Here is a 22610-nt window from a genome sequence, read left to right as displayed (position 1 = left end):
TTAGGTGAAGAACTGGTTAAGTTTGTACGGCACAGCGTGAATTTCTCGCCGCAAAAGAAGGTAAACGGGTTGGTGACGACAAGCGGCAAAGCGGCGATGCGCGTGGTGCTGCTGGGGACTTACGACCTCGGCAAGCCGCGCACGCGGCTACTGCGCGAGAGCCTGCGCCAGATCGATCCCGCGCTGCGCATGCTGCATTTCCCGGTGTGGGAAGGGGTGGAGGACAAGTCCGTCATGCGCGGGCCAGGCGCGCGGTTGGAGGTGGGGCTGCGGCTGCTGCTCGCCTATCCGGTGCTGGCGCTGCGTTACCTCTTCGCCGGGCCGCACGACGTGGTGGTGATCGGTTACATGGGGCTGTTCGACATGCTGCTCCTGGCTCCACTGGCAAAGCTGCGCGGCAAACCGGTGGTGTGGGACGCCTTTCTCTCGATTTACGACACCTACGCCCGCGATCGCGCCATGGGTGCGGAACAGGGGCTCAAGGCCCGCGCGCTGCGCTGGATGGAACGCCAGGCTTGTCGGATCGCCGACAAGGTGGTGCTGGATACCAAGGCCCACGCAGCGCTGATGGGAGACTTGCACCAGGTTCCCGCCGGCAAGCTGGATGCGGTCCTGGTCGGCGCGGAGAGAGAGGCATTCGCCGTGCCGGCCGCGGTTGGTGCACCATCCCCCGACGCACCGATCAAGGTACTGTTCTACGGTCAGTTCATCCCGCTGCACGGCATCGACACCATTATCGATGCGGCGCTGCAGCCGCGCGGTGCTGCCTATCACTGGACGATCATCGGGCAGGGGCAGGAAGCCGGACGGATCGATGCACGGCTAGCGGAAGCGGATGCGCCGCATGTTGAGCGGATCAACTGGGTCGACTACACCCGGCTGGGTGGGGAGATGGACAAGGCCGACATCTGCCTCGGCATCTTTGGCACCAGTGACAAGGCTTCACGCGTGATCCCGAACAAGGTCTACCAGGCATTCGCCGTCGGCAAGCCATTGATTACGAGGGATTCCAACGCAATGCGAGAGCTGGTGGAGGACGCGGACGAGGGGATCTATCTGATCCCGCCCAACGATCCCGACGCCTTGCTCGATGCACTGGACAAATTCGCCGGTGAGCGTGCGGCGCTGCCTCCCGTGTTGCATGGCAGGTTGCAGGATCGCTTCAGCTTCCCGGCGCTCGCCGGCGACTGGCAACGTATCCTTGCCACGGTGGCAGAGACGGAATGAGACGATGAACCTCTTCTTTGGCCATCTCGGTCAGCTAACAACGCGCCCGGACGCGGTCGAGCGCGTGACCGAAGGTTTTGGCGTGGTTCCAAGCCTGCTTTCGGAACAGGCCGGAGCGGCGCTCTATTCCGCCACCGACGGCGGGGCGACGCTGGGGACTGCGCAAGAGGACGGCACCTCGCTTGTCCTGTTGGGCATGATCCTGGGCGGCGCGCCTGACTGGAAAGGGCCGGGAAATCCCATCGATGATCCCGACAGTGCGGCGGCATACCTGCTGCAGCGATACCGGAAACTGGGTACGGGCTTTCTGGACGGCATTCCCGGAACCTATGTCCTGGCGCTGCATGATGGTGAGAAGGGCGCAACCCTGCTCGCGACCGATCCTGCTGGAGGACATTCGCTGTTCCTGCGGGAAACTGGCGAGGGATTGCAGTTCGCCAGCAACCTCGCGCTGATGCCGACGGCATTCTCCGGCATCGCGCTAGATCGCGGGCTGGAGGATTTCCTGCTGGGATACCAGTTCCTTCCGGGAGGCCGGACGGTCTACAAAGGCGTAACGACGCTGCCCGGAGGAACGCTGCTGCAATGGCGGCAGGGGCAGGTCGAGCGGCACAAGATTGCCGCCTGGGCGGGCGATGCGCCGGACTTGTCGCAGGCCACGCTCGAAGAGGCCATGGATGCGCTGCACGACGGCTTCCTGCAGGCGCTTGAAGACGTAGCGCCGACCCACGAACGGGTGGCGGTGATGCTGGGCGGGTTCGATTCCGCGCTGGTCGCCGCTGGTCTGCGCAGGCTGGGCAAGACGGTGGAGACGTTCACCTTCGAATTTGCCGATGGCAGCTTCAACCAGCCGATGACGGAGAGGCTTTCGGCCGAGATCGGTTCGCAGCATCATTGGGTGGCCATCGGCCCCGAAGTGATCGCCGATGGCCTGCGGAACTACGGTCGCCGCTTCAACCTGACGGCCGTGCAGCCGCACTATCCGATCGAAAGCGTCGAGGTATGCCGCGTGATCCGCGCAGCCGGCCTGAAACATGCGCTGACGGGTGACGGCTGCGACGGCCTGTTCCTGGGCTATCCCACGATCTACCGGCGCACGCGGGTGGTGGAGGCATTGGCGAAGATTCCATCGCCGATCCGGGGATTGGCGGAAAGCGTCTTCGGATCGCGCGCGCTGGAGCGGCGGCTGGGCCATCCGCTGCGTGTCGGTCGCAACCTGATGACCATGCTGCGACGCGAGCCGCTGGTGCGTGACCACTTCGCGGCGCGCGCACTGGACAACAGATCGCTCGAATGGGCGCGTGGTGGGCCTTTCGAGCAGGAACGCGATGTCGAAGAGATATTGCGGGAACTGGCGCAGCCGGTCGCGAACCTCAGCCGGGTCCGTCGCGCCTATCACAGCAAGGCGCTGGCCGGCAGCAACCGCAACAAGGTGGAAGGCTGTTTCGATACGACCGGCGTCGCCATCGTTTCCCCGTTCAGCCACCCGCGCTTTGCCAAGCTGGCGAGCTCCATGTCGGATGAAATGTCGCGCCCGCAGGGTGGCCCTGCAAACATGGGCAAACATGCCCTGATGCAGATGGCGGTGACGAGGGAATTGCTGCCCGCCGATATCGTCTACCAACCGAAGCGATCCCCGGCAGAAGCCCCGGTCGACGGCTGGTATCGCGGCGAGTTGCGCCCTCTGATGGAAGACCTGCTGGGGCAGCTCCCCTTCGAGATCGACCGGCAATTTGCCGACAGCCTGTTTTCGAAGAAGTGGTCCGAAGACCTGTTCCGCAACAAGGTGGCGCTCGACACCATCGCCTCGCACGCGCTTACCGCCCTTGCGACATATGGCGCATTCAACGGTGTGCTGCAGGAAACCGAGGCATGAAACGCGCCTGGCGACTGATCGAGCAGGTGCTGTCGGTCGTCGGCTTCGCATGGCTGTGCTGGTTCATTTACGATAGCCGCGACACGATCTTCGAAGGAGTCGCCACTACCAGCGCCTTCGATCTTGCCGCGCTGATCGGGCTGATTCTGGTCAGCTGGTTTGCCATGGGCCTGCAGAACGTCGTCCTGCTCAAGAGCCAGAACGTGAACCTGGGGGCCGGGGAAAGCCTGTTGGTCCATGCCTCCAGCAGCCTGCTGAACTATGTGCCCACTCGCCTCGGCACCATGTTTCGCTTCCGCTACCTGTTGCAGGTCCACGGGCTTTCCTACGACAGGAACCTCGGCCTGATCGCGCTGAGGTTCGGCCTGCTGCTGGCGATTTCGGCGGTCATGGCGACAATCGGCATCGTTGGCCTCGGCCTGGTCGACGGCGTGAAGGATGCGGCGCTGACGCTGGGCCTGTTCGCCGTGGCGGGCATCGTCGTATTGCTGTTCCTCTGGCGCGTTGCCCCGTCGCAAGGGGAGGGGCTGTTATGGCGACTTTGGAACGGATTCGTCGCGGCTATCCATGAAGGCCGTCAGCGGAAGGACAGGCTCGCCATTCTGGCAGTGTTGATTGTCGTGCAGCTGGCTCTTGGCGCAATCCGGATGGATATCGCCTTCGACATTGTCGGCACCCCGGTGGACCTGCCCTTGCTGCTGGTCGTGTCACCCGTTGTCGTGGTGCTTGGGCTGTTCTCCTTCGCCTCGCTCGGCGTTCGTGAAGCGATCATCGGCGGGCTGGTGGCCGCGACAGGTCACAACTTTGCGGCGGGCGTCATCGCCGCCTCGGCGGAGCGCGCCGCCTTGCTGCTGCTCTGCCTTACGCTGGGCGTGGTGGGAACGGCGGTGATGTCTTTGCGGATGCGCGCGGTAGCCCGTGCAGAGGACGAGAGCGCCAGCTAGGCTGCGGGCTTGCGCGCCAGCAGCAGGTAGCCTGGGCCAAGATCGGTGGGTGCTGCGGCAGCCTGCATGGCGAAAAAGCCGCGCATGGCCAGGCGACCAGGCAGGGACTTCAGGATTGGCAGCATGCGCCGCTCGGCAGATCGTTCGATGCCGCTTTCGGCGGTGCGGGCGGCCGTGCTGTCTGCGGCGCTGGCTTTCGCCTTCGACCGGGCGCGGATCGGCGCGAGCATGTTCGCCAGCGGCCAGCCGTAGGTTTCCACCTGCTCTACCTTCGCGCCGCAGGAGGTGACGAGGTCTGTCAGCCCGTCGCGCGTGTAGCGGCGGATATGGCCTGCCCATTCGTCCGACGCATCCCAACGATGCGGACCTGCCGGAACGCTGAGGACAAGCTTTCCACCGGGCCTCAGGTAGGACAGCCATTCGCTGAGCGCCTCGCGGTCTTCCTCGATGTGTTCAAGGACTTCGAACGAGACCACGCAGTCGAAGCTTTCACGCCACGACGGGTCCGTTTCGCTTAGGATGGTGACAGACGGGTTTCCGGCGTGGAATTGGGTCGCCCCGGCGCGTGCGGCTTCCGATGTTTCGACAGCCGTGCACCTGTGCCCCAGCGCGGCGAAATCGGCGAGCATCGCCCCCGCTCCGCAGCCCAGTTCCAGCAAGTCGCCGCCGGGAATGTCCCGCATCATCTTCAGGATCCGATTGCGGCGCAGCAGGAAGCCGGGCGAGGGCACCCATTGGGACCCGGCTGGCGGCGTGGCTCCGAAAACCGGGTCTAAGGCCATCATGCGGCGGCTCGCGCCCGGCTGGCATCGATCAGCTCCACGGCGCGTGCCGTGGTGTTGCAGGAACGATCATGCAGCCTCGATGCGGCTTCGATCATCTGCGGGGAGAGCTCCGCGCGCTTGTCCAGCGCTTCGTCGATGGCCGCGATCACCTTGGTCTTGTCGAGGTCGTCGACCGGGAAAGCAAAGCGATCGAGGCCCATCTGCTTCATGAAGCCGGTCATCTTGTGTTCGTAGGCAATGCAGATGCCCGGCACACCGGCCGAAGCGGCGAAGATCTGCGGGTGGTAGCGACTGGCGATGAACAGGTCGCATGCACGGATCGCTTCGCGTTGCATGTCGGAATCTGCTTCTGGATCGAAGATCTCGGTTGCGATCACGTCCTGATGACGCTCGGCAAAGGCTTCCAGCACGGGCACGTCGCTGTGCGCCGTGCCGTAAAGCTGCGGGAACAGGACCAGCTTCGTCGCACCGCGCGCGGCAAGGTGCCGCACGGCATCGTCCAGCACCTCGACATAGCGAGCCTGGAGAGCCTTGCGCTCTTCCTCGTCCGCGGCATCGGCAAAGGGATGGTGGCGCACCGTCATGCCCACGACGAGGTCCGTGTCCTGCGGCGCAGGCTTGGGCTGGTAGGGCTTGCGCTGAAGGGCGGAATCCGCGGTCACTTCCACCGTCACGCCCGGAACGAAGTCCTCCAGCATGGCGCGGGAAAGGTCTTCACGCACGCACAGCTTGTCGAACCGGCGGAACATGATCCGTCGCACCGGATTCAACAGTCGATGGCGGAACGGCCCGACAGACGTGGCATAGAGGAACGCGGGCTTACCGTAGCGCCTGGCAAGCCAGACGTAGAACCAGTGCACGATCTCGTGTGCGGCGTAGATGTCACCGAAATAGGGGCCGCCCGGCGCGCTGACGACAAGGTCCGCGCTTTCGTAGGCGCGGCGAAATTGCGCAAGCTGGCTGTTCCCACGCGGACTCTTGCCGATGCCCAAGGGGCGCAGCAGCGCCGCGATCAGCAGGCCGAGGCCGATCAGCGGATTGAGCACCAGCGAATGCCATTCGACCTGCGCATCAAGCCGGGGGCGCAGGTTGCGGTCGCGAAACTGGTGCAGGATCGTGAAGCGCACATCGCCCAGCCGGTTTGTGAACTCGTCGATCATGGCGCGCAGGGCAGCCTCGTCGCCGCGGTTGTCGCCGTGCTGGTTCACGATCAGGATGTGAGTGGTGTTCGCCATGTTCTCTCAGAAGTCCGTGTAGAGCGGGCCGGGGGCAATGGGAACCGCTGGGCGGGCCAGGTTCGCACCCCAGACGAGCCGGGCGGTCGTTCCTTCTTGGACGAGGATCGCGTGAGTGCCACGGGTGATTTCCAGGGTATCCCCGGTCTCGTAGCTCACGCCGTCGATCCCGATGGGGCCCTCTTCGACCGTGTAGGTGCCGGGCACCAGGAATTCGTCGGTGAATTCGCTTTGCTGTCCGGCATAGTTCTTGCCGGCAATCCATACAGGCCATGCGAACTCGACATAGTTGTTGCGCAAGGCCTCGATGTCTTCGCGCAGAAACAGGTCGTCGCGCTCTCCGGTGATCACCTGCTCAAGGTCCGGATAGTTGGCAAGGAACAGGGGGATCGGCTGCTCCTCCATCGCCATCCGATACTGGGGGACTTTGTTCAGCCGATACAGTTCAAGGCCCCACGGCGTCAGCAGGCCATTTCCCTTGGGCCATCCGCCAAGCATGTAGTTGTGATCGAAATAGGCCACCGGTTCGGGGAAAATCTGCTGGACGTTGCTTTCGACCTGCCGCTGGCGCTCGATGATGGAGCGGTCTTCCGTCAGCCAGATGAGCGAGCCCATGGCCAGCAGGGCAAGCGCAAGGTTGCGCGAGGAGAACCGTTCGATGGCGAGGCGCAGCACCGGTATGCCGGCTATCGCGAGCGGCGCGAACAGGAAGACGTAAAAATAGCCCGCCGTGTTGGTGTAGAAGAGCAGGCAGAGCACGGGCAGCCACAGGCCGAGCAGAGCGACCTTTGTGACCGTATCAAGGCCTGCCTTCCGGACCACGAAGGGCAGCAGCAGGATGATCGCTGCCATCAGTGGTGCTGTCAGCAGGGCCTTGATGATCATTTGCCAATAGGGCGGAACGCCAAGGAAGAAGGCCCAGCTTCGCGAACGGCCGAGAACCTCGCTGGATGCCGCCACCGGGCTGTCGTCACCCGTCACGCCTTGCGAATGCAGCCAGTAGATCGCGCCGAAGGCCAGGGCCGCGGCAAGCCCGCAGGCCGCGATGCGGACCATTTCCGCTGCTTGCCAGCCGCTCCTGGAAGCGCGCCAGTAGGCAAGGCCAGCGAAGGCGGGGGCATAGAGAACCACCTTGATCGACACCATGGGCGCAAGGCCTGCGAGCGCACCGAAGCCGAGGATGTGCAGCAGCCTGAGCGGCGAGAGGACCAGAATGGCAAGCGCAGAGCAGAGCAGGGCAGTGGCAATCGGATCGACGCGGAAGGACGTCCCGTGTTGCAGGACGAAGCCTGCCGACACGTAGGCCAGCAGGGCAAAGGCCGCCGTGCGATTATCACTGAAGCGCTGGGCAATCGCGAAGATGCTGGCCAGCGTCACCAGTTCGAAGCCGAACATCGCCACGCGGGCAGCCACGATATGGTCGGTGCTGGTGGAAAACATCCCCGGCAGCCATGCGAACAGGCGCGTGTGGATGCTCTGCAGCGGTCGATCGAGGCGACCGTCAGCGAGCCAGGCTACCCCGCGGAAATAGGAGTATTCGTCCCAGTTGATGGCGCGGGTGAAGACGAGGGTGAATTGCAGGACCAGCAGCAGGACGAGGGCGGCCAGGGGCCAGATCGCGCTGTCAGTCGTACGCCACCACGGACGGGTGGTCGCCGACGTGGGCAGCTGCCCGTCGTGCAACGGATTGGCGGCACTCGCCATTGTCAGCCCAGCTTGCGCTTGGCGACTTCGACGACCGGGACGTCAACCTCTTTCGAGGGTTCGCTGATGGTCAGCTCGTGCTGGGTCAGCTTTTCCTCGATCTCGCGCACCTTCTGCAGGTTCATTTCCAGCAGCTTGCGGTTGGTGGCGATCAGGTCGGCAAGGATACCCATGACCGCCACGATCGTGCCGAGCATCAGAAGGGCGCCGCCAAGGATCAGCGACTGTACGTGTCCGGCGCCTTCGCCATTGGCCCAGAACCACAGGAAGCGCAGGATCGGCAGGGTGCCGATCAGGGCGGTGATCAGGCCCGTGCCCACGAAGGCGCGCAGCGCGTTGTGGGTGGTGTAGGCGCGCATGATGGTGACGCCGGTCTGCGCGATGAAGCCGGGGATCGACTTGAACAGGCGCGAGGGGCGTTCGGTCCGGTGGGTACGCACCGGCACCGACTTGATGGCCAGCCGCTTGCGGCCTGCCTGGATCAGCATGTCGGTGGTGTAGGAAAACTCGGTGGTGATGTTGATGCGGCGTGCGGCCTCGCGGCTGATGGCGCGGAAGCCGCTGACCGCGTCGCTTACCTCGACGCCGGCGCAGCTTTGCACCACGCGGCTGCCCAGCCGTTGCAGCAGCCGCTTGATCGGCCCGAAATGGGCGTTGTCGGCCACGCCGCGGTCGCCAATCACGATGTCGGCATTGCCGGCGATGATCGGCTGCACCAGCGCGGCGATATCCGCGCCTTCGTACTGCCCGTCACCATCGGTGTTGACGATGATGTCCGCGCCTTCGGCCAGGGCGCGGTCGATGCCGCTGCGGAAAGCGGCGGCGAGGCCGCGATTACGCCGGTGGCTGACGATGTGGTGCACACCCCACTGGCGCGCCACCTGGGCGGTGCCATCGCTGCTGCCGTCGTCGATCAGGAGGAATTCCACCGTGTCCACGCCATCTACCCGGCGCGGCAGGGCTGCCAGCGTTTCGGGCAGGCTGTTGGCCTCGTTCAGGCAGGGAATCTGGATAATAAGCTTCGTCATGACGCCCCCGGAAGGCACCCACTACGGGCACCGTCATAGGGCTTTGTTAAGCATGACCGTTTAACGCTTCGTAAACTTCGCCCACATGCATTTGCGACGGTTGCACAGGAAACCTTTGCCCCTGCTTCGCGCGATCACTAAGCCGCCCACAGCGCGAGTGGAGGGGACCGGGCGACATGCAACAATCCGACAGGGCAGGCCTGCTGTTCGCGCTGGCCGGATTCTGCACGCTTTCGCTCGGTGACGCGATCATCAAGGGCATGGCCGGCGAGTGGCCGGCCCCGGCCATGGCGGCGACCCGTTATATCGTCGGCACGGCGCTGCTGGCAGTCCTCATCGCGCGGCGTGAGGGACTGGGGGCACTGGCCCTGCCGAAGTCCCGGCTCCAGTGGCTGCGCGGCGTCTCGATCAGCATTTCGGCGGTGGGCATGTTCCTCGCCGTGTGGATCATGCCGCTGTCGGAGGCGACCTCGATCGGCTTTACCCAGCCGATCATCACGGCGATCCTGGCTATGATCTTCCTGGGAGAGCGCGCACGGCTGAGCACCTGGCTGGCCACGCTGGCGGCCTTTACCGGCGTCTTCATCGTGCTGCGGCCGACATTCGAGACGGCGGGATGGGGCGTCCTGCTGCCGCTGGTGGCGGCGACTGGTATGGCCGTGGTGCTGATCCTGAACCGCAAGGTCCACGGCAGCGCAAGCGTGCTGGCCATGCAGTACTACATGTCGGTGACGGCGCTCATCTTCCTGGTGATTGCCACGGCTGTTGGCCATGTCAGCGGGGTCGAGGGCTTTACCCTCCACTGGCCGGACTGGACCATCATCGCCCGCTGCGCCTTCATCGGCTGCTCCGCTACGCTGGCGCAGTGGCTGATCTACATGGGCACGGCCAAGGCAGGCGCGGGGACCATCGCCCCGATGACCTATGGGCAATTGCTGATGGCCGTGGCGCTGGGCGCGATCTTCTTCGAGGATTACCCCGATGCCGTCGCCCTGCTCGGCGCGGCGATCATCATTGCTGCGGGGCTGTTCCTGTGGTGGCGGTCGCGGGGACAGAAGAAGGCGAGCGCCGCACCCAAGCCGTAATGTTGCGGCCGTGCATCTGCACCGTGACCTTTTCTTCAAAGTCGCTTGCAAGTGCCTGATCCACAAGCGCGGCAGCGTCCGGATTACGGATGGTCATGCCGGTATCGGCGGTGACGATGGCACCGGGCTGGCTCGCTAGGATGCGCGAGATTTCCTCCACCTGATCCACGCCTAGCGCGCCGGTTTCCAGCGCATTGTTGAGATGGTCGGGATAGACGAAACGGGTCGGCACGCAGCTGTCGGCAAGGCGGTAGAGCGCCGTGGGGCCGTCCCAGATCCACAGGCAGTTCTCTTCGCGCCCGACATGCGGTGAGATGGCCCGCGCCAGCTCTGCGGCGGCGGCGCGTTCTTCCAGCGACTGTACGCGACGATCCGGCAAGGAGAGCAACGCCAGCAGGGCAATCGGCAGCACGAGAGCAGGCCCGAGCTTCATCGGCCCCCTGCGGTCGAGCAGCGGCAAGGCCACCAGCGCGGCAGGCGCGGACATGGCGGCGTAGTAGTAGAGGTAGACCGTGCCGGGCAGCAGTACCGTAGCCAGCGTGGCCAGCGCCCAGCCGGCGAAGAAGAGCCACGTGGCGAAGGGCTCGGGCCGGTTCATGCGCAAGGCAGCGTAGGTGCCTCCGGCGGCCAGGATCGCCACCGGGGCGACGCCGATCAAGTGACTGGGGATCCAGCGTCCCTGCGGCGCAGCGGCCCGCTCGAAGAAGCTGGCGAAATTGGCGAACCAGAAGGCGTCGAAATCGCCGATGGCGGCGTAGAAAGCCCCCACCAGAATGGTCGGCAGCAGGCCCATCGCGGCGAACAGCGCGGCAATGGCGGCAAGGGCGGGGACGCTGCGCCCGCGCCGATATTCCACCCACAGCGCGTAAAGGCCGAAGAAGGCGCATTGTGGCACCACGGTGTACTTTACCTGCAGCGCCAAGCCGCCAAGCAGCATGGCCACGGCGGCACGGCGCGTGAAATGCGGGTGATCGGGATCGACCAGCAGCGTGGCCATCACCAGCATCATGGGCACGAAGAAGACCTCGCTCTGGCCCGAATAGCTGGCATAGGCCGACAGCAGCAGCACGGCGATGGCGGCGGCTGCCGTAGCAGCGGCGCGATCGACCAGGCGGCGCGCCAGGCGGAATGTCAGCAGCGCAGTGAGAAAGGCGAAACCCGCGGCGACCAGTTGGTAGGCCAGCGCACTCGGCCCGAACAAGGCGTGCGCTACGCCGAACACGGCGAAGAGGCCGAAGGGTTTGCGGTCCCACCAGTCGACGAAGGGCAGTTCGCCATATTGCATGCGCCAGCCGATGAAGGAGTAGAGCTGCTCGTCGAAATCGGCGACCGGATCGCCGAACCAGATGCCGCGCACCGCCAGCACCAGCAGGGCCAGGGGGACCAGCCACGGCGCATCGCCGCGCAGCCACGATTGGGCCTGCGCGGTGGTTCCACTTTCTGGCGATGCTGCCACGCTCGTCATTGGGCGATTGGCCTCCTGTCTGGCGCGTGATCGCGCAACATGGTTAAGAACCGCTTATGACCGAGGCGAATGGCGAGACATGCTGGCTCTGCGAAAGGCCGCTGGGACGGCGCGTGCAGTTCCATCACGTGGTGCCCAAGGCGAAGAAGGGTAGGGAGACAGTGCCGGTCCACCCGATCTGCCACCGGACGATCCACCTGCACGCCACAAACGCCGAACTGAAGCGGATGGACGGGAATCGCACCCTGCTGCTGGCGATGGAAGAGGTGGCGAAATTCGTGGACTGGGTTGCCGACAAGCCGCCCGATTTCCATGCGCCGACACGGCGCAAGCGCTAGCGCTGCTGCTCGCTCAGTCTCAGGGCATAGGCGCGGCGCACGGCCTCTATGCTATTGCCGTGGACCCGGTCCCAGTTGGCTTGCGCTTCGGCACGGCTGTCGCCGCGTTCCCGTCGCACGGCGAGGGTGATTTCCTCGAGTGCCAGTCGCTTGGTGCGGCATTCGCTCTCCAGCCGGGCGAGCATCGCCTCTTCCGGCAGGCGGGCCTCGCGTGCCGCGCGCACCTGCGCGAACAGGCATTCGGTATAGGCGAGGTTGCGCCGGTCGGCTTCCTCGACCAGCGCCGTGCCGCTGAGGGCGGAGGCAAGCAGGATGGTGGTCAGCATGCACGCAGTGTGCGCTTGCCCGGTTACCGTGCCCTTAAAAGCAAAGGGCCGCGGCGATGGTTCGCTGCGGCCCTTCGTCTTTTCAGGTCAACCTGTGGGTCAGTCTTCGACGTGTTCCGCCAGGACCGTCAGGCCGTTGTCGCCCACTTCGGCAAAGCCACCGCGCACTTCGATGCTCTCGGGCTCGCCGCCTTCGGTCTTGTAGACCTGCACCGCGCCGTCGCGGATGGTCGACATGAAGGGCGCGTGGCCCTCCAGCACGCCGAATTCGCCTTCGGCACCGGGCACGACCACCATGTGGACGTCCTCGGAGCGGACTAGCTTGCTCGGCGTGACCAGTTCGAAGTGGAGTGCCATGCTGATTAGGCTTCCTCAGCCATCTTCTGGGCCTTCTCGACGGCTTCGTCGATACCGCCGACCATGTAGAAGGCAGCTTCCGGCAGGTGGTCGTATTCACCGTCCACAACCGCCTTGAACGAGCGCACGGTGTCTTCCAGCTGCACGAACTTGCCGGGGATGTTGGTGAACACCTCGGCCACGTGGAACGGCTGCGACAGGAAGCGCTGGATCTTGCGGGCGCGGGCCACGGTCAGCTTATCTTCTTCGCTCAGTTCGTCCATGCCGAGAATGGCGATGATGTCCTGCAGGCTCTTGTACTTCTGCAGGATTTCCTGGACGCGGCGAGCGGTTTCGTAGTGCTCCTGGCCGACGACGCGCGGTTCGAGAACGCGGCTGGTCGAGTCCAGCGGATCCACCGCCGGGTAGATGCCCAGTTCCGAAATCGCGCGGTTCAGCGTGGTCGTTGCGTCAAGGTGAGCAAACGAGGTTGCCGGGGCCGGGTCGGTAAGGTCGTCCGCGGGAACGTAGATGGCCTGCACCGAGGTGATCGAGCCCTTGGTGGTGGAGGTAATGCGTTCCTGCAGGTTACCCATGTCGGTCGACAGGGTCGGCTGGTAGCCCACGGCCGAAGGAATACGGCCGAGCAGGGCCGACACTTCCGAACCCGCCTGGGTGAAGCGGAAGATGTTGTCGACGAAGAACAGCACGTCCTGGCCTTCCTCGTCGCGGAAGTATTCCGCCATGGTCAGGCCGGACAGGGCCACACGGGCACGAGCGCCCGGCGGTTCGTTCATCTGGCCGAAGACCAGTGCCACCTTCGAACCCTCGGAGATGGCGTTGCCGTCTTCGTCCTTGGCGATAACGCCGGCGTCGAGGAATTCGTGGTAGAGGTCGTTACCTTCGCGGGTACGCTCGCCAACACCGGCGAAGACGGACACACCACCGTGGCCCTTCGCGATGTTGTTGATCAGTTCCTGGATCAGCACGGTCTTGCCCACGCCGGCACCGCCGAACAGGCCGATCTTGCCGCCCTTGGCATAGGGAGCGAGAAGGTCGATCACCTTGATGCCGGTGACGAGGATGTCGGCTTCGGTCGACTGGTCGACGAATTCCGGGGCCTCGGCGTGGATCGGGGCGCTCTTGTCGGCACCGATGGGGCCGCGCTCGTCGATCGGCTCGCCAACCACGTTCATGATGCGACCCAGCGTCTTCGGGCCGACCGGCACGGAGATCTGCGCGCCGGTGTTGATCACTTCCTGGCCGCGGACGAGACCGTCCGTGCCGTCCATGGCGATCGTGCGCACGGTGTTCTCACCGAGGTGCTGTGCCACTTCGAGCACGAGCGTGTTGTCGCCGTTCTTGGTCTCCAGCGCGGAGAGAATGGCGGGCAGTTCGCCTTCGAAGGTCACGTCGACGACGGCGCCGATGACCTGGGCAATGGTGCCGTTGGTGGTTTGGTTCAGTGCAGGTGCGGTAGCCATGATCAGTTCCTGTGGCGTCAAATAAGTGTCTGGTTCAATTCAATTACTGGGCGCAGACCGTCTCGGGATCGACGATGGCCCAGGCTTCGCCCGCCTCGTCGATTGCCAGAGTCGCATCGTGGCGCAGGTATTCGTCTTCACCCAGGCCGAACTCGCAGGAAACCGTGTCGGCTCCCATGGCGCGGCGGCAGACCGAGGTGCTTACCGGCTCGGCGCCCTCGCAGGTCGCGGCGTGCAGCGAGGCAAACAGCTCTTCGTCCGGCGCGGGCACGGTCGGGGTCGGCTCCGGCGTTGCCGTTTCGGTCGGCACCGGCTCGGGAGCGGGTTCTTCGCCACATGCGGCCAGCAGGGCGACGGGAAGGAGGAGGGGGAGATACTTCACGATTTCTGGTCCTGCTTACAGCGCTTCCGCGCCGGCAATGATTTCGATGAGTTCGGTGGTAATCGCGGCCTGGCGGCTGCGGTTGTACTGGATCGTCAGCTTGTCGATCAGGTCACCGGCGTTGCGCGTGGCGTTGTCCATCGCGGTCATCGAGGCGCCCTGTTCGGAGGCCTCGCGCTCCAGCAGCGCGCCGAATAGCTGCGTCTTGATGTAGCGCGGCAGCAAGTCTTCGAGGATTTCCTCCTCGCCCGGTTCGTATTCCACCACGGCTTCGGACGCCTCGGCGGTTTCCGGAGCCGGAACCGGCAGGATCTGCACCGTGGTCGGGTCCTGCGCCAGCGCGCTCTTGAACACCGGGTAGACGAGGTGGGCGACGTCGAATTCGCCCTTCTCGAACTTCGTCACCAGCTCGTCAGCGATCTTGTCCGCTTCGGCGAAGTCGGGGTTCTTCATCGCGCTGGTGTCGTAGTGGTGGTCGATCTTGTCGGCATAGTCGCGCTTGATCGGCGCACGGCCCTTCTTGCCGACGAGGTAGAAGCTCACGTCCTTGCCTTCGGCGATCAGCTTCTTCGCCTGCGCCTTGGCTTCCTTGACGATGTTGGAGTTCAGACCGCCACACAGGCCCTTGTCGGTGTTCACCACCACGAGCAGGTGCTTCTGGTTCGAGCCGGTGCCGCGCAGCAGCAGCGGGGCGGAATCGCCGCTCACCTTGCCGGCGAGCGAGCCCATCACCGACGCCAGCCGCTCGGCATAGGGACGCGCGCTTTCAGCGGCGGCCTGCGCCTTGCGCAGCTTCGCCGCGGCGACCATCTGCTTCGCCTTGGTGATCTTCTGCGTCGACTTGACCGACTTGATCCGGTCTTTGAGTTCCTTGAGGCTTGCCATGTCGGCTCCCTGTTAGGCTCGGTCCCGGATCAGGCGAACTGCTTGGCGAAGGCGTCGAGGGCAGCCACGACGGCTGCCTTGGTGTCGTCTTCGAACTTTCCGGTGTCGCGGATCGTCTTCAGCACGTCGGCATGCTCGTTGCGCATGAAGCTGAGCATGGCGGCTTCGTACTCGGTCACGCGCTCCACCGGAACGCTGTCGATGTAGCCGTTGGTACCGGCGAAGATCGACACGACCTGTTCTTCCACCGGCATCGGCGAGAACTGCGGCTGCTTCAGCAGCTCGGTCAGGCGCGCACCGCGGTTAAGCAGCTTCTGGGTCGAAGCGTCGAGGTCCGAACCGAACTGCGCGAAGGCAGCCATTTCGCGGTACTGCGCGAGGTCCAGCTTGATCGAGCCGGCGACCTTCTTCATCGCCTTGGTCTGGGCGGCACCGCCCACACGCGACACCGAAAGGCCGACGTTAATGGCCGGACGGATGCCCTGGTAGAACAGGTCGGTTTCGAGGAAGATCTGGCCGTCGGTGATCGAGATTACGTTGGTCGGAATGTAGGCCGACACGTCACCGGCCTGGGTTTCGATGACGGGCAGGGCGGTCAGCGAACCGGCGCCGTTTTCCTCGTTCATCTTCGCCGCACGCTCCAGCAGGCGGGAGTGCAGGTAGAACACGTCACCCGGATAGGCTTCGCGGCCCGGCGGGCGACGCAGCAGCAGCGACATCTGGCGATAGGCGACGGCCTGCTTGGAAAGGTCGTCGTACACGATCACGGCGTGCATGCCGTTGTCGCGGAAGAATTCGCCCATGGCGCAGCCGGTGTAGGGCGCCAGGTACTGCAGCGGAGCGGGCTCCGATGCGGTGGCGGCGACGACGATGGAATATTCCATTGCGCCGTTTTCTTCGAGCTGCTTCACGATCTGCGCGACGGTGGAGCGCTTCTGGCCGACGGCGACGTAGATGCAGTAGAGCTTCTTGCTCTCGTCGTCGCCCTGGTTGATTTCCTTCTGGTTGATGAAGGTATCGATGGCGACGGCGGACTTGCCGGTCTGGCGGTCACCGATGATCAGTTCGCGCTGGCCACGACCGACGGGGACGAGGGCGTCCAGTGCCTTCAGGCCGGTCTGCACGGGCTCGTGCACCGACTTGCGCGGGATGATGCCCGGAGCCTTCACTTCGACGCGCTTGCGCTCGGCAGCTTCGATCGGGCCCTTGCCGTCGATCGGGTTGCCCAGGGCGTCGACCACGCGGCCCAGCAGGCCCTTGCCGACCGGCACGTCCACGATGGTGCCGGTGCGCTTGACGCTGTCGCCTTCCTTGATCTCGGCGTCCGAGCCGAAGATCACGACACCGACGTTGTCGGCTTCGAGGTTCAGCGCCATGCCCTGTACGCCGTTTGCGAACTCGACCATTTCACCGGCCTGGACCTTGTCGAGGCCGTGGATGCGGGCGATGCCGTCACCCACCGACAGCACGGAGCCGACTTCGCTGACTTCGGCTTCGGTGCCGAAATTGGCGATCTGGTCCTTGATGACCTTGGAGATTTCTGCGGCGCGGATATCCATTTGCGTTCAGCCTTCTTGCGTTGGGCTACTCAGGCGCTCTTCATGGCCTGGGCGAGGGAGTTGAGACGGGTGCGGATCGAGCTGTCGATGCGCTTCGATCCGATGGTGACGACGAGTCCGCCGAGCAGGTCGGGGTCGACGCGGGATTTCAGTTTCACCGTGCGGCCTTCGCGGGCGCGCAGCTTGGTTTCCAGCTCTGCCAGCTGGGCATCGGTGAGCGCGTGCGCGCTGGCGACTTCGGCCTGCACTTCGCCGCGCTGGGCAGCGGCGATGGTGGCGAAAGCGCGGATCATGCCCGGCAGCTTCGACACGCGGCGGTTTTCCGCCAGCACGCCGAGGAAGTTGCGGGTGAGTTCGGACAGGCCGAGATGCTTGCCCACACCGCTCATCACGCCGGCCAACTGGCCGCGGCTGATCTGCGGGTTGTTGATAAGGGCTGCCAGCTCTTCCGATTCGCGAAGCGCAGCGTCCAGCTTCTCGAGATCGCTCTCGACAGCGGTGACGGTGCCAGCTTCACTGGCGAGATCGAATAGGGCCGAGGCATAACGCCCTGCCAGGCTGGCCTGAATACCGGCGGAAAGCTCCACGCGAGAAGGTCCTCTTGGGTCCGAAAAACGGAAAAATGTGACTGCCTTGATAAGGCATGCGAAAACGCACCCCCGTAAGGCTGGCGCGCGACTAGCACCGAGGTTGGATTAGTGCAACCCGAGTCCGGCCCGGTTCTGCCGGCTGAGCCCAAAGTGGCGGAATTTACTCGCCCGGTTCGGGCAGGGTTGTCGCCAAACAGCGATAGACCAGCCGTTCGTTCGGGCGCTGGGGCAGGGCGGAGATGATGGTGTTCTGGTTTGCGCTGAGTGCGCGCGCCGCGTCCTCGCCCGCGCCGCAACCGGGCGCCTGGTAACTACCGCGGGCGGTGCGGGCATCGCGCATGGCATTGAGGTCGAGCAGGTAGCGCTCCATCACCAGTTCGCCTTCGCCCGGATTGAAGCGGTTGATCGACACGGCCGCTTCGTTGGCGGGCACGAAGACCCGCGTCCAGTTACCGCCGTTGAGGCCATACTGGGTGCGCTCATTCACGCAACCATCTGCCGACCAGGCAATCGCGAGGTCGGTTTCCGGCGCGCCGGTGACGCGGCTGCGTTCCGTATCGAGGACGCACATGTAATTGGTCTGCGCCGTGGGGCTGGGGGCGGGCGTGTCGATGGTGCCGCTGGGGCCATCGGTCTCGATCCCTTCGCGCAATACCTCTTCCACGCGCTCGTCGATTTCGGCGAAGGGCGGGCGGGTAATCCACGATACCAGCGCGCCGACCATGCTGAGCGCGGCGATGGCCCCGGCGATGGAGCGCGTGCGCATGTCGTTCTGCAGATGGCCGAATGTCGCTACGCCGCCCGCGCCGAGCGCGACGATCAGCAGCAGCAGCGAAAAGGCCATCCCGTTGGTGCGCGCTTCCAGCACTTCATAGGTAATCACGCGACGGGTTTCGGCGGTGCGCTGTTCCAGCGCTTCGGCCTCGCGTTTGGAACGCTCTTTCTCCGCTTGGGTCTCCGCTTCCATGCGCGCGGCTTCCTGCGCCTCGAGGTCGGCCATGCTGCGGCAGGGCAGCGCGTTTAGGCGCGGCGTCACGTCATTGGCACGCAGAAAGGGCAGCAGCTCGCGGTTGCTGATGGCGAAGAAGAACTCCGCATCCGAGCCGGCGCTCTCCGTGCCGAAGGAATTGACGCCCAGCACCCGCCCGCAATCGTCGAGCAGCGGTCCGCCCGAATTGCCACGGGCGATGGGGGCAGTGTGGAGGATGGTGTCGAATTCGCGGCTGGGGCGGCGGCCGGACAGGAAGCCCGTGGCCGTCACCGGCGGCTGCGCCCGGAAGATATCAGACTGTCCAAGGCCCTGCGCCCGGTCGACGTTCAACGGATAGCCCACTGCCGTCACCGATCCGCTTTGCGCCGGATTGCCGGCAATGGTCAGCGGCGGCAGGCCGAGCGGTTCGGTCAACTCCAGCAACGCCAGGTCGTTGCGCGGGCTGACCGAGACCAGCCGGGCATAGACCGCTTCCGCACCTTCCGCCGGCACCACGCCTATTGCGAGCCGCTCGTCCTCTATCGCCTCCGCCACGACATGGGCATTGGTGATGATGCGCTCGCCGCCCACGGCAAAGCCGGTGCCGTGCGAGATGGGGAAGATTTCCTCCCCGTCGCGGCCGATGATGATCACGCGCACCACGCCGCGCGCGGCGGCTTCGATATCGGCGGCATCGGCGTGGGCCGGACGCGGCGCCACGGCGAAGGCGGCGACCAGTAGGGCTATGATGGCGAGCAAGCGGTGCATATGCGCGCCTCTCTATAGCACCCGACATTGACCGCAAGCTTCGGGAAGCACAGGTTCAGGCGAGGCGGTATATACAGGCCATGACCGACAAACCTCTCACCGATGACGACCGCTGGCAGATCGCGCTGGCGAAGGATCGCCGCTTCGACGGCGTTTTCGTCACGGGCGTGCACTCCACCGGCATCTATTGCCGGCCAAGCTGCCCGGCGCGCGCGCCCAAGCGGGAGAACGTGCGCTTCTACGCCACGCCCGACGCGGCGGAAGCTGCGGGCCTGCGTGCCTGCAAGCGCTGCGCGCCCGATCAGCAGAGCCGCGAGGAAGGGGCCGTGCTGCGCGTGCTGGAAATCCTGCGCGATGCCGAAGGACCTGTCTCGCTGGAGAGCCTTGGCGCGGCGACCGACTATTCGCCCACGCACCTGCAACGCGTGTTCACCCGCGCGGTGGGCATGTCTCCCGCCGCCTATTCCCGCGCGCTGCGGCGCGAACGGGCGGGAGAGGCACTGTCGCGGGAAGACCGCGTGACCGATGCGATTTACGAAGCGGGCTATGGCGCGCCCTCACGGTTCTACGAAGACATGAAAGGTAGCGGGATGACCCCTTCGGACTGGCGTGATGGCGGCGCGGGGCGGACGATCAATTATGCGCTGGTCGAGACCACGCTGGGCCAGATGCTGGTCGCGGCCAGCGAGAAGGGCGTGTGCACGCTTTCCTTCAACGAAGGTGTCGAGGAATTGCGCGTGCGCTTTCCCAAGGCGGAACTGATGGAGGGCGGGAATGCCTTCCGCGACTTGCTGGACCGGGTCATCGCCGCAGTGGAGGCTCCCGGCACCGGGCAGGACATCCCGCTCGACGTGAAGGGCACGGTGTTCCAGCAGCGCGTGTGGGAAGCCCTGCGGCAAATTCCGGCAGGCGAGACGCTGAGCTATGGCGAATTGGCGGCGAAGCTGGGCAAGCCCAAGGCCAGCCGCGCGGTCGGCGGGGCCAATGGTGCGAACAACATCGCCGTGCTGATCCCGTGCCACCGCGTGATCGCGGCGGACGGGTCGCTGGGCGGCTATGCCTACGGGCTGGAGATCAAGGCCGAACTGCTCCGGCGCGAGGGGAAGGCCACCGACTGACTGCCCGGAGGCCCGTATTGCCGCTCACGACACCCGGATGCATGACTGGCAAATGACAAACCGAGCTTCCATCGGCGACTACGCGCGCCAATCCGCGGTCCTGACACTGGCATTCGCCTATCCGTTGTCGAACTACCTGCCCAACGTCCTCGGCTTCGGGCGAGAGGTGGGCGAGAACAGTCCCGGCGAAATGCAGTTGCTGGTCCCGTTCGAGGCGGCCTTTGCGATCTGGGGGCTGATCTTCCTCGGCACCCTGCTGGCCGCGCTGGTGCAGGCCATGCCGTCGCGGCGGACGATGTCGGTCCATCGCCGGACGGGCTGGTGGTGGGCCGCAGCCATGGCGCTGTCGTGCTGCTGGTCGATTGCCGAGAGCTTCTCGCCCGACAACCTGCGGTCGTGGACCACGGCCTTTATCTTCACTCCCTACGTCGTCGCCATCTGCATCGCGATGGTGCGCTATTCGCGGGAGACCGCCGGAGCCGACTGGCCCGAGCGGCTGTGCTCCGCCGCAATCGGCCTCTACGCCGGCTGGACCTCGGTCGCCGTCTTCATCAACTGGGAACGGATCTTCACCAACGAACTGGGCTGGCTGACGGTCGAACTGACCGCGCTGGCGCTGCTGGCAGCAGCGCTCGGCTGGGTCTGCTGGAACCTGTGGCGCTCTGCCGGCCACGGCTTTTATGCCTTCACCGCTTGCTGGGGGCTGGCTTTCCTCGCCTATGACCGGCTGGCCACCGAAGACTACTCGTTGCCAATCGCCATTGCCTCGCTGGTGGGCATCGCTCTTATCGTGCTGGCAGTGTGGGGATCGCGCAAGCGGCGGGTGGCAGGCGCCTAGTCCTCAAGCGCCTGCCCCGCTCTTGCCACTCGCTCAGGCGTCGTCCGGGTCTTCCCAGTTGATGCGCTCGTCCATCAGCGCCAGAGCCGCGTCGCGATCGCCAGCGTCGATCTGCTCGACGATTTCATCGAGGCTCGGCGGACGCTCGCTGGGATCGCGTTCCTCGTCGCCGTCCGGGTTCTGGTTGTGCCCGCTGAAAGCGATCGGCATCAGCACCGTCTTGGCGTCGCTCAGTCGGTTCTCGAACAGCAACTGGCGCGCCAGCAGATGGCGATACCCGCGGTCGGAACCGGCGGTGTCGAAGGCGTCCTCCAGGGCGATGATGGCATTTTCGGGCGCTTCCATGCCGGCAGCGTAGAACGCGTAGTAGAAGGCAATGCGGCTGCGCGGGTCGTATTCGTCGATGAACAGCGCATCGACGGCATATTGCACCGCGCGGTCGTGCCAGTTGGCATCTTCGCGCGACAGCTCGGCAGCAGCCTGGCTGGCCAGCAGCGGACCGGTGATTTCGTCGGGCGCGACTTCGCTCATGTGATCGGCAACCGCGATTACCTGCTGCCAGTCCTCTGCCAGCGCATAGGCGCGGGCCAGCAGGCCAAGGCGGTGGCCATCGTTGGGCAGCGTGCCACCGGCATCGGCGAGGATGGAGCGGGCAATCGCGCTGGCTTCGTCCTTGTCGAGGAACTGCATCCGCAGTTCCATCTCCTCGCGGATGTTGCCTTCCTCTGCTTCGGTCAGGCGGCGCATCTCCACCTGCGGTTCGACGTAGTTCGGGATCGTCACCTGGATGCCGGGGAAGCCGTCCCCGCCGTCCTTGTAATCGTAAAGAGCCCGGTTGAGCGCATCGAGATCGCCGAAGATGCGGCGCGCGGCGGTCAGGCTGTCTTCGCCCTGGCCCAGCGCGACGAGATATTCGTTCAACTGCGCATAACGCTGCGGATCGAAGAACATGTAGTGCGAGAACAGCCAGCCGGTGGCGTAATGCTGCAGGGCATCCCAACGGCGCAGCGTATGGTTCTGGTCGAACATTTCCTCGAGGTCGAACGCCGACATCTGGAAAATCTGGTAGGCACGGTCCTGCGGCGGGTCACCGACGTGGAAGCTGCCGTCTTCGTTGAAGCGCAGCGTCGACATCAGCTCGGCATAGCCCTCGACATACCAGCGCGGATAGGTCGCGGCGAAGCGCTGCAGCATGAAATAGTGGACGTACTCGTGGTTGAGCACGGTGTTGATGTCAGTCTCCGCCTGGCGGTTTCGGCTGCGATCGACGTTGACCACGGTCATCGAGCGGCGACGCGGCTGGCGGGCCGGAGCGAACGCAACGTTGTCGCCAGCGTAGGCGAGGTAGAATCCCAGCACACTGCGGGCATTGATCAGTCGGCCCACGTCGCTCGGCTCGCCGAAGCGATAGACGGTCAGCTTGGTCGATTCGCTCGGCTGTTCCTCGCCGATTGGCATGTTCTGCAAGGTGCGCAGCGCCATGTCATAGCGTTCCAACTCGGCCGCGAAGTGGCGAACATCCTCTTCGTCGTCTTCCGAGATGATGATGAGAAATTGTTGGTCTCTGCGCGCCACCAGTCACGTGCGGCGGCCGGAGCTGAAACGAGCAAGAAAGTAAGAGCAGCGAGCAGCAGCCGCATATTGAGTCCCCATCGAGTTAGCGATTC

At 64.9% G+C, this 22610-nt stretch carries 21 protein-coding genes; 7 read left to right on the top strand and 14 right to left on the bottom strand.

The window, feature by feature from the left end; genetic code table 11:
• Positions 1-72 precede the first annotated feature (72 nt).
• From OZN62_RS04125 to OZN62_RS04115, 3 genes are read left to right on the top strand one after another with little or no spacing between them, the layout of a single operon-like run.
• Positions 73-1227 carry a glycosyltransferase gene (locus OZN62_RS04125; RefSeq protein ID WP_269101472.1) on the top strand — a complete coding sequence of 385 codons (1155 nt, stop codon included), beginning with the start codon at positions 73-75 and terminating at the stop codon, positions 1225-1227.
• Between the two features lie 4 nt (positions 1228-1231).
• Positions 1232-3103, top strand: a complete 1872-nt coding sequence (locus OZN62_RS04120; protein ID WP_269101471.1) for an asparagine synthase-related protein — start codon at positions 1232-1234, stop codon at positions 3101-3103.
• The gene (locus OZN62_RS04115; protein WP_269101470.1) at positions 3100-4047 is read left to right on the top strand and encodes a lysylphosphatidylglycerol synthase domain-containing protein; all 948 of its coding nucleotides are present in this window, start codon (positions 3100-3102) and stop codon (positions 4045-4047) included. Before OZN62_RS04120 ends, OZN62_RS04115 begins: the two co-directional genes overlap by 4 nt.
• On the opposite strand, the gene OZN62_RS04110 is transcribed toward OZN62_RS04115, so the two are convergent.
• From OZN62_RS04110 to OZN62_RS04095, 4 genes are read right to left on the bottom strand one after another with little or no spacing between them, the layout of a single operon-like run.
• Positions 4044-4832 (bottom strand): class I SAM-dependent methyltransferase, encoded by a 789-nt coding sequence (locus OZN62_RS04110; protein ID WP_269101469.1) that lies wholly within the window; start codon positions 4830-4832, stop codon positions 4044-4046. The two genes, OZN62_RS04115 and OZN62_RS04110, sit on opposite strands and share 4 nt — an antisense overlap.
• Positions 4829-6067, bottom strand: coding sequence for a polysaccharide pyruvyl transferase family protein (locus OZN62_RS04105; protein ID WP_269101468.1), 1239 nt, complete (start codon positions 6065-6067; stop codon positions 4829-4831). Before OZN62_RS04105 ends, OZN62_RS04110 begins: the two co-directional genes overlap by 4 nt.
• A 6-nt stretch (positions 6068-6073) precedes the next feature.
• On the bottom strand, positions 6074-7771 hold the full coding sequence (locus OZN62_RS04100; RefSeq protein WP_269101467.1) for an ArnT family glycosyltransferase: 1698 nt from the start codon (positions 7769-7771) through the stop codon (positions 6074-6076).
• Positions 7772-7773: 2 nt separating this feature from the next.
• Entirely contained in the window at positions 7774-8799 is a 1026-nt protein-coding gene (locus OZN62_RS04095; RefSeq protein WP_269101466.1) for a glycosyltransferase family 2 protein, read from the bottom strand.
• A 176-nt stretch (positions 8800-8975) separates the two neighbouring features.
• Here OZN62_RS04095 and OZN62_RS04090 point away from each other — a divergent pair, with 176 nt between their 5' ends.
• A complete protein-coding gene (locus tag OZN62_RS04090; protein WP_269101465.1) occupies positions 8976-9884 on the top strand; it encodes a DMT family transporter in 909 nt (302 codons plus the stop codon).
• Here OZN62_RS04090 and OZN62_RS04085 read toward each other — a convergent pair.
• The gene (locus OZN62_RS04085; protein WP_269101464.1) at positions 9811-11349 is read right to left on the bottom strand and encodes an ArnT family glycosyltransferase; all 1539 of its coding nucleotides are present in this window, start codon (positions 11347-11349) and stop codon (positions 9811-9813) included. The two genes, OZN62_RS04090 and OZN62_RS04085, sit on opposite strands and share 74 nt — an antisense overlap.
• Positions 11350-11405: 56 nt before the next feature.
• Here OZN62_RS04085 and OZN62_RS04080 point away from each other — a divergent pair, with 56 nt between their 5' ends.
• Complete coding sequence (locus tag OZN62_RS04080) at positions 11406-11687, top strand: HNH endonuclease (RefSeq protein WP_269101463.1); 282 nt, start codon at positions 11406-11408, stop codon at positions 11685-11687.
• Here OZN62_RS04080 and OZN62_RS04075 read toward each other — a convergent pair.
• The 8 genes from OZN62_RS04075 to OZN62_RS04040 all read right to left on the bottom strand — a co-directional run bounded on the left by OZN62_RS04075 (position 11684) and on the right by OZN62_RS04040 (position 18987).
• On the bottom strand, positions 11684-12013 hold the full coding sequence (locus tag OZN62_RS04075; protein WP_269101462.1) for a hypothetical protein: 330 nt from the start codon (positions 12011-12013) through the stop codon (positions 11684-11686). The genes OZN62_RS04080 and OZN62_RS04075 overlap by 4 nt on opposite strands.
• 99 nt (positions 12014-12112) lie before the next feature.
• A complete protein-coding gene (locus tag OZN62_RS04070; protein WP_269101461.1) occupies positions 12113-12370 on the bottom strand; it encodes an ATP synthase F1 subunit epsilon in 258 nt (85 codons plus the stop codon).
• Positions 12371-12375: 5 nt separating this feature from the next.
• Positions 12376-13833, bottom strand: coding sequence for a F0F1 ATP synthase subunit beta (gene atpD, locus OZN62_RS04065; RefSeq protein WP_269101460.1), 1458 nt, complete (start codon positions 13831-13833; stop codon positions 12376-12378).
• Between the two features lie 43 nt (positions 13834-13876).
• The gene (locus OZN62_RS04060; RefSeq protein ID WP_269101459.1) at positions 13877-14215 is read right to left on the bottom strand and encodes a hypothetical protein; all 339 of its coding nucleotides are present in this window, start codon (positions 14213-14215) and stop codon (positions 13877-13879) included.
• 15 nt (positions 14216-14230) lie between these two features.
• Positions 14231-15100 (bottom strand): F0F1 ATP synthase subunit gamma, encoded by an 870-nt coding sequence (locus OZN62_RS04055; RefSeq protein ID WP_269101458.1) that lies wholly within the window; start codon positions 15098-15100, stop codon positions 14231-14233.
• Positions 15101-15129: 29 nt separating this feature from the next.
• The gene (gene atpA / locus OZN62_RS04050) at positions 15130-16659 is read right to left on the bottom strand and encodes a F0F1 ATP synthase subunit alpha (RefSeq protein ID WP_269101457.1); all 1530 of its coding nucleotides are present in this window, start codon (positions 16657-16659) and stop codon (positions 15130-15132) included.
• A gap of 29 nt (positions 16660-16688) precedes the next feature.
• The gene (locus OZN62_RS04045) at positions 16689-17246 is read right to left on the bottom strand and encodes a F0F1 ATP synthase subunit delta (RefSeq protein WP_269101456.1); all 558 of its coding nucleotides are present in this window, start codon (positions 17244-17246) and stop codon (positions 16689-16691) included.
• Between the two features lie 163 nt (positions 17247-17409).
• Positions 17410-18987 (bottom strand): S1 family peptidase, encoded by a 1578-nt coding sequence (locus tag OZN62_RS04040; RefSeq protein WP_269101455.1) that lies wholly within the window; start codon positions 18985-18987, stop codon positions 17410-17412.
• An 80-nt stretch (positions 18988-19067) separates the two neighbouring features.
• Between OZN62_RS04040 and ada the strand changes: the two genes are divergently transcribed.
• Together ada and OZN62_RS04030 are read left to right on the top strand one after the other, a co-directional pair.
• Positions 19068-20105 (top strand): bifunctional DNA-binding transcriptional regulator/O6-methylguanine-DNA methyltransferase Ada, encoded by a 1038-nt coding sequence (gene ada / locus OZN62_RS04035; RefSeq protein ID WP_269101454.1) that lies wholly within the window; start codon positions 19068-19070, stop codon positions 20103-20105.
• A gap of 52 nt (positions 20106-20157) precedes the next feature.
• Positions 20158-20943, top strand: coding sequence for a hypothetical protein (locus OZN62_RS04030; protein WP_269101453.1), 786 nt, complete (start codon positions 20158-20160; stop codon positions 20941-20943).
• A gap of 33 nt (positions 20944-20976) precedes the next feature.
• On the opposite strand, the gene OZN62_RS04025 is transcribed toward OZN62_RS04030, so the two are convergent.
• Entirely contained in the window at positions 20977-22518 is a 1542-nt protein-coding gene (locus OZN62_RS04025; protein ID WP_269101452.1) for a tetratricopeptide repeat protein, read from the bottom strand.
• Between the last annotated feature and the right edge of the window lie 92 nt (positions 22519-22610).

It is taken from the genome of Aurantiacibacter sp. MUD11, from assembly GCF_026967575.1.
Classification (GTDB): Bacteria; Pseudomonadota; Alphaproteobacteria; order Sphingomonadales; family Sphingomonadaceae; genus Alteraurantiacibacter.
Note: the sequence above shows the minus strand (reverse complement) of the source record. Positions and strands in the feature narration are given on the sequence as shown.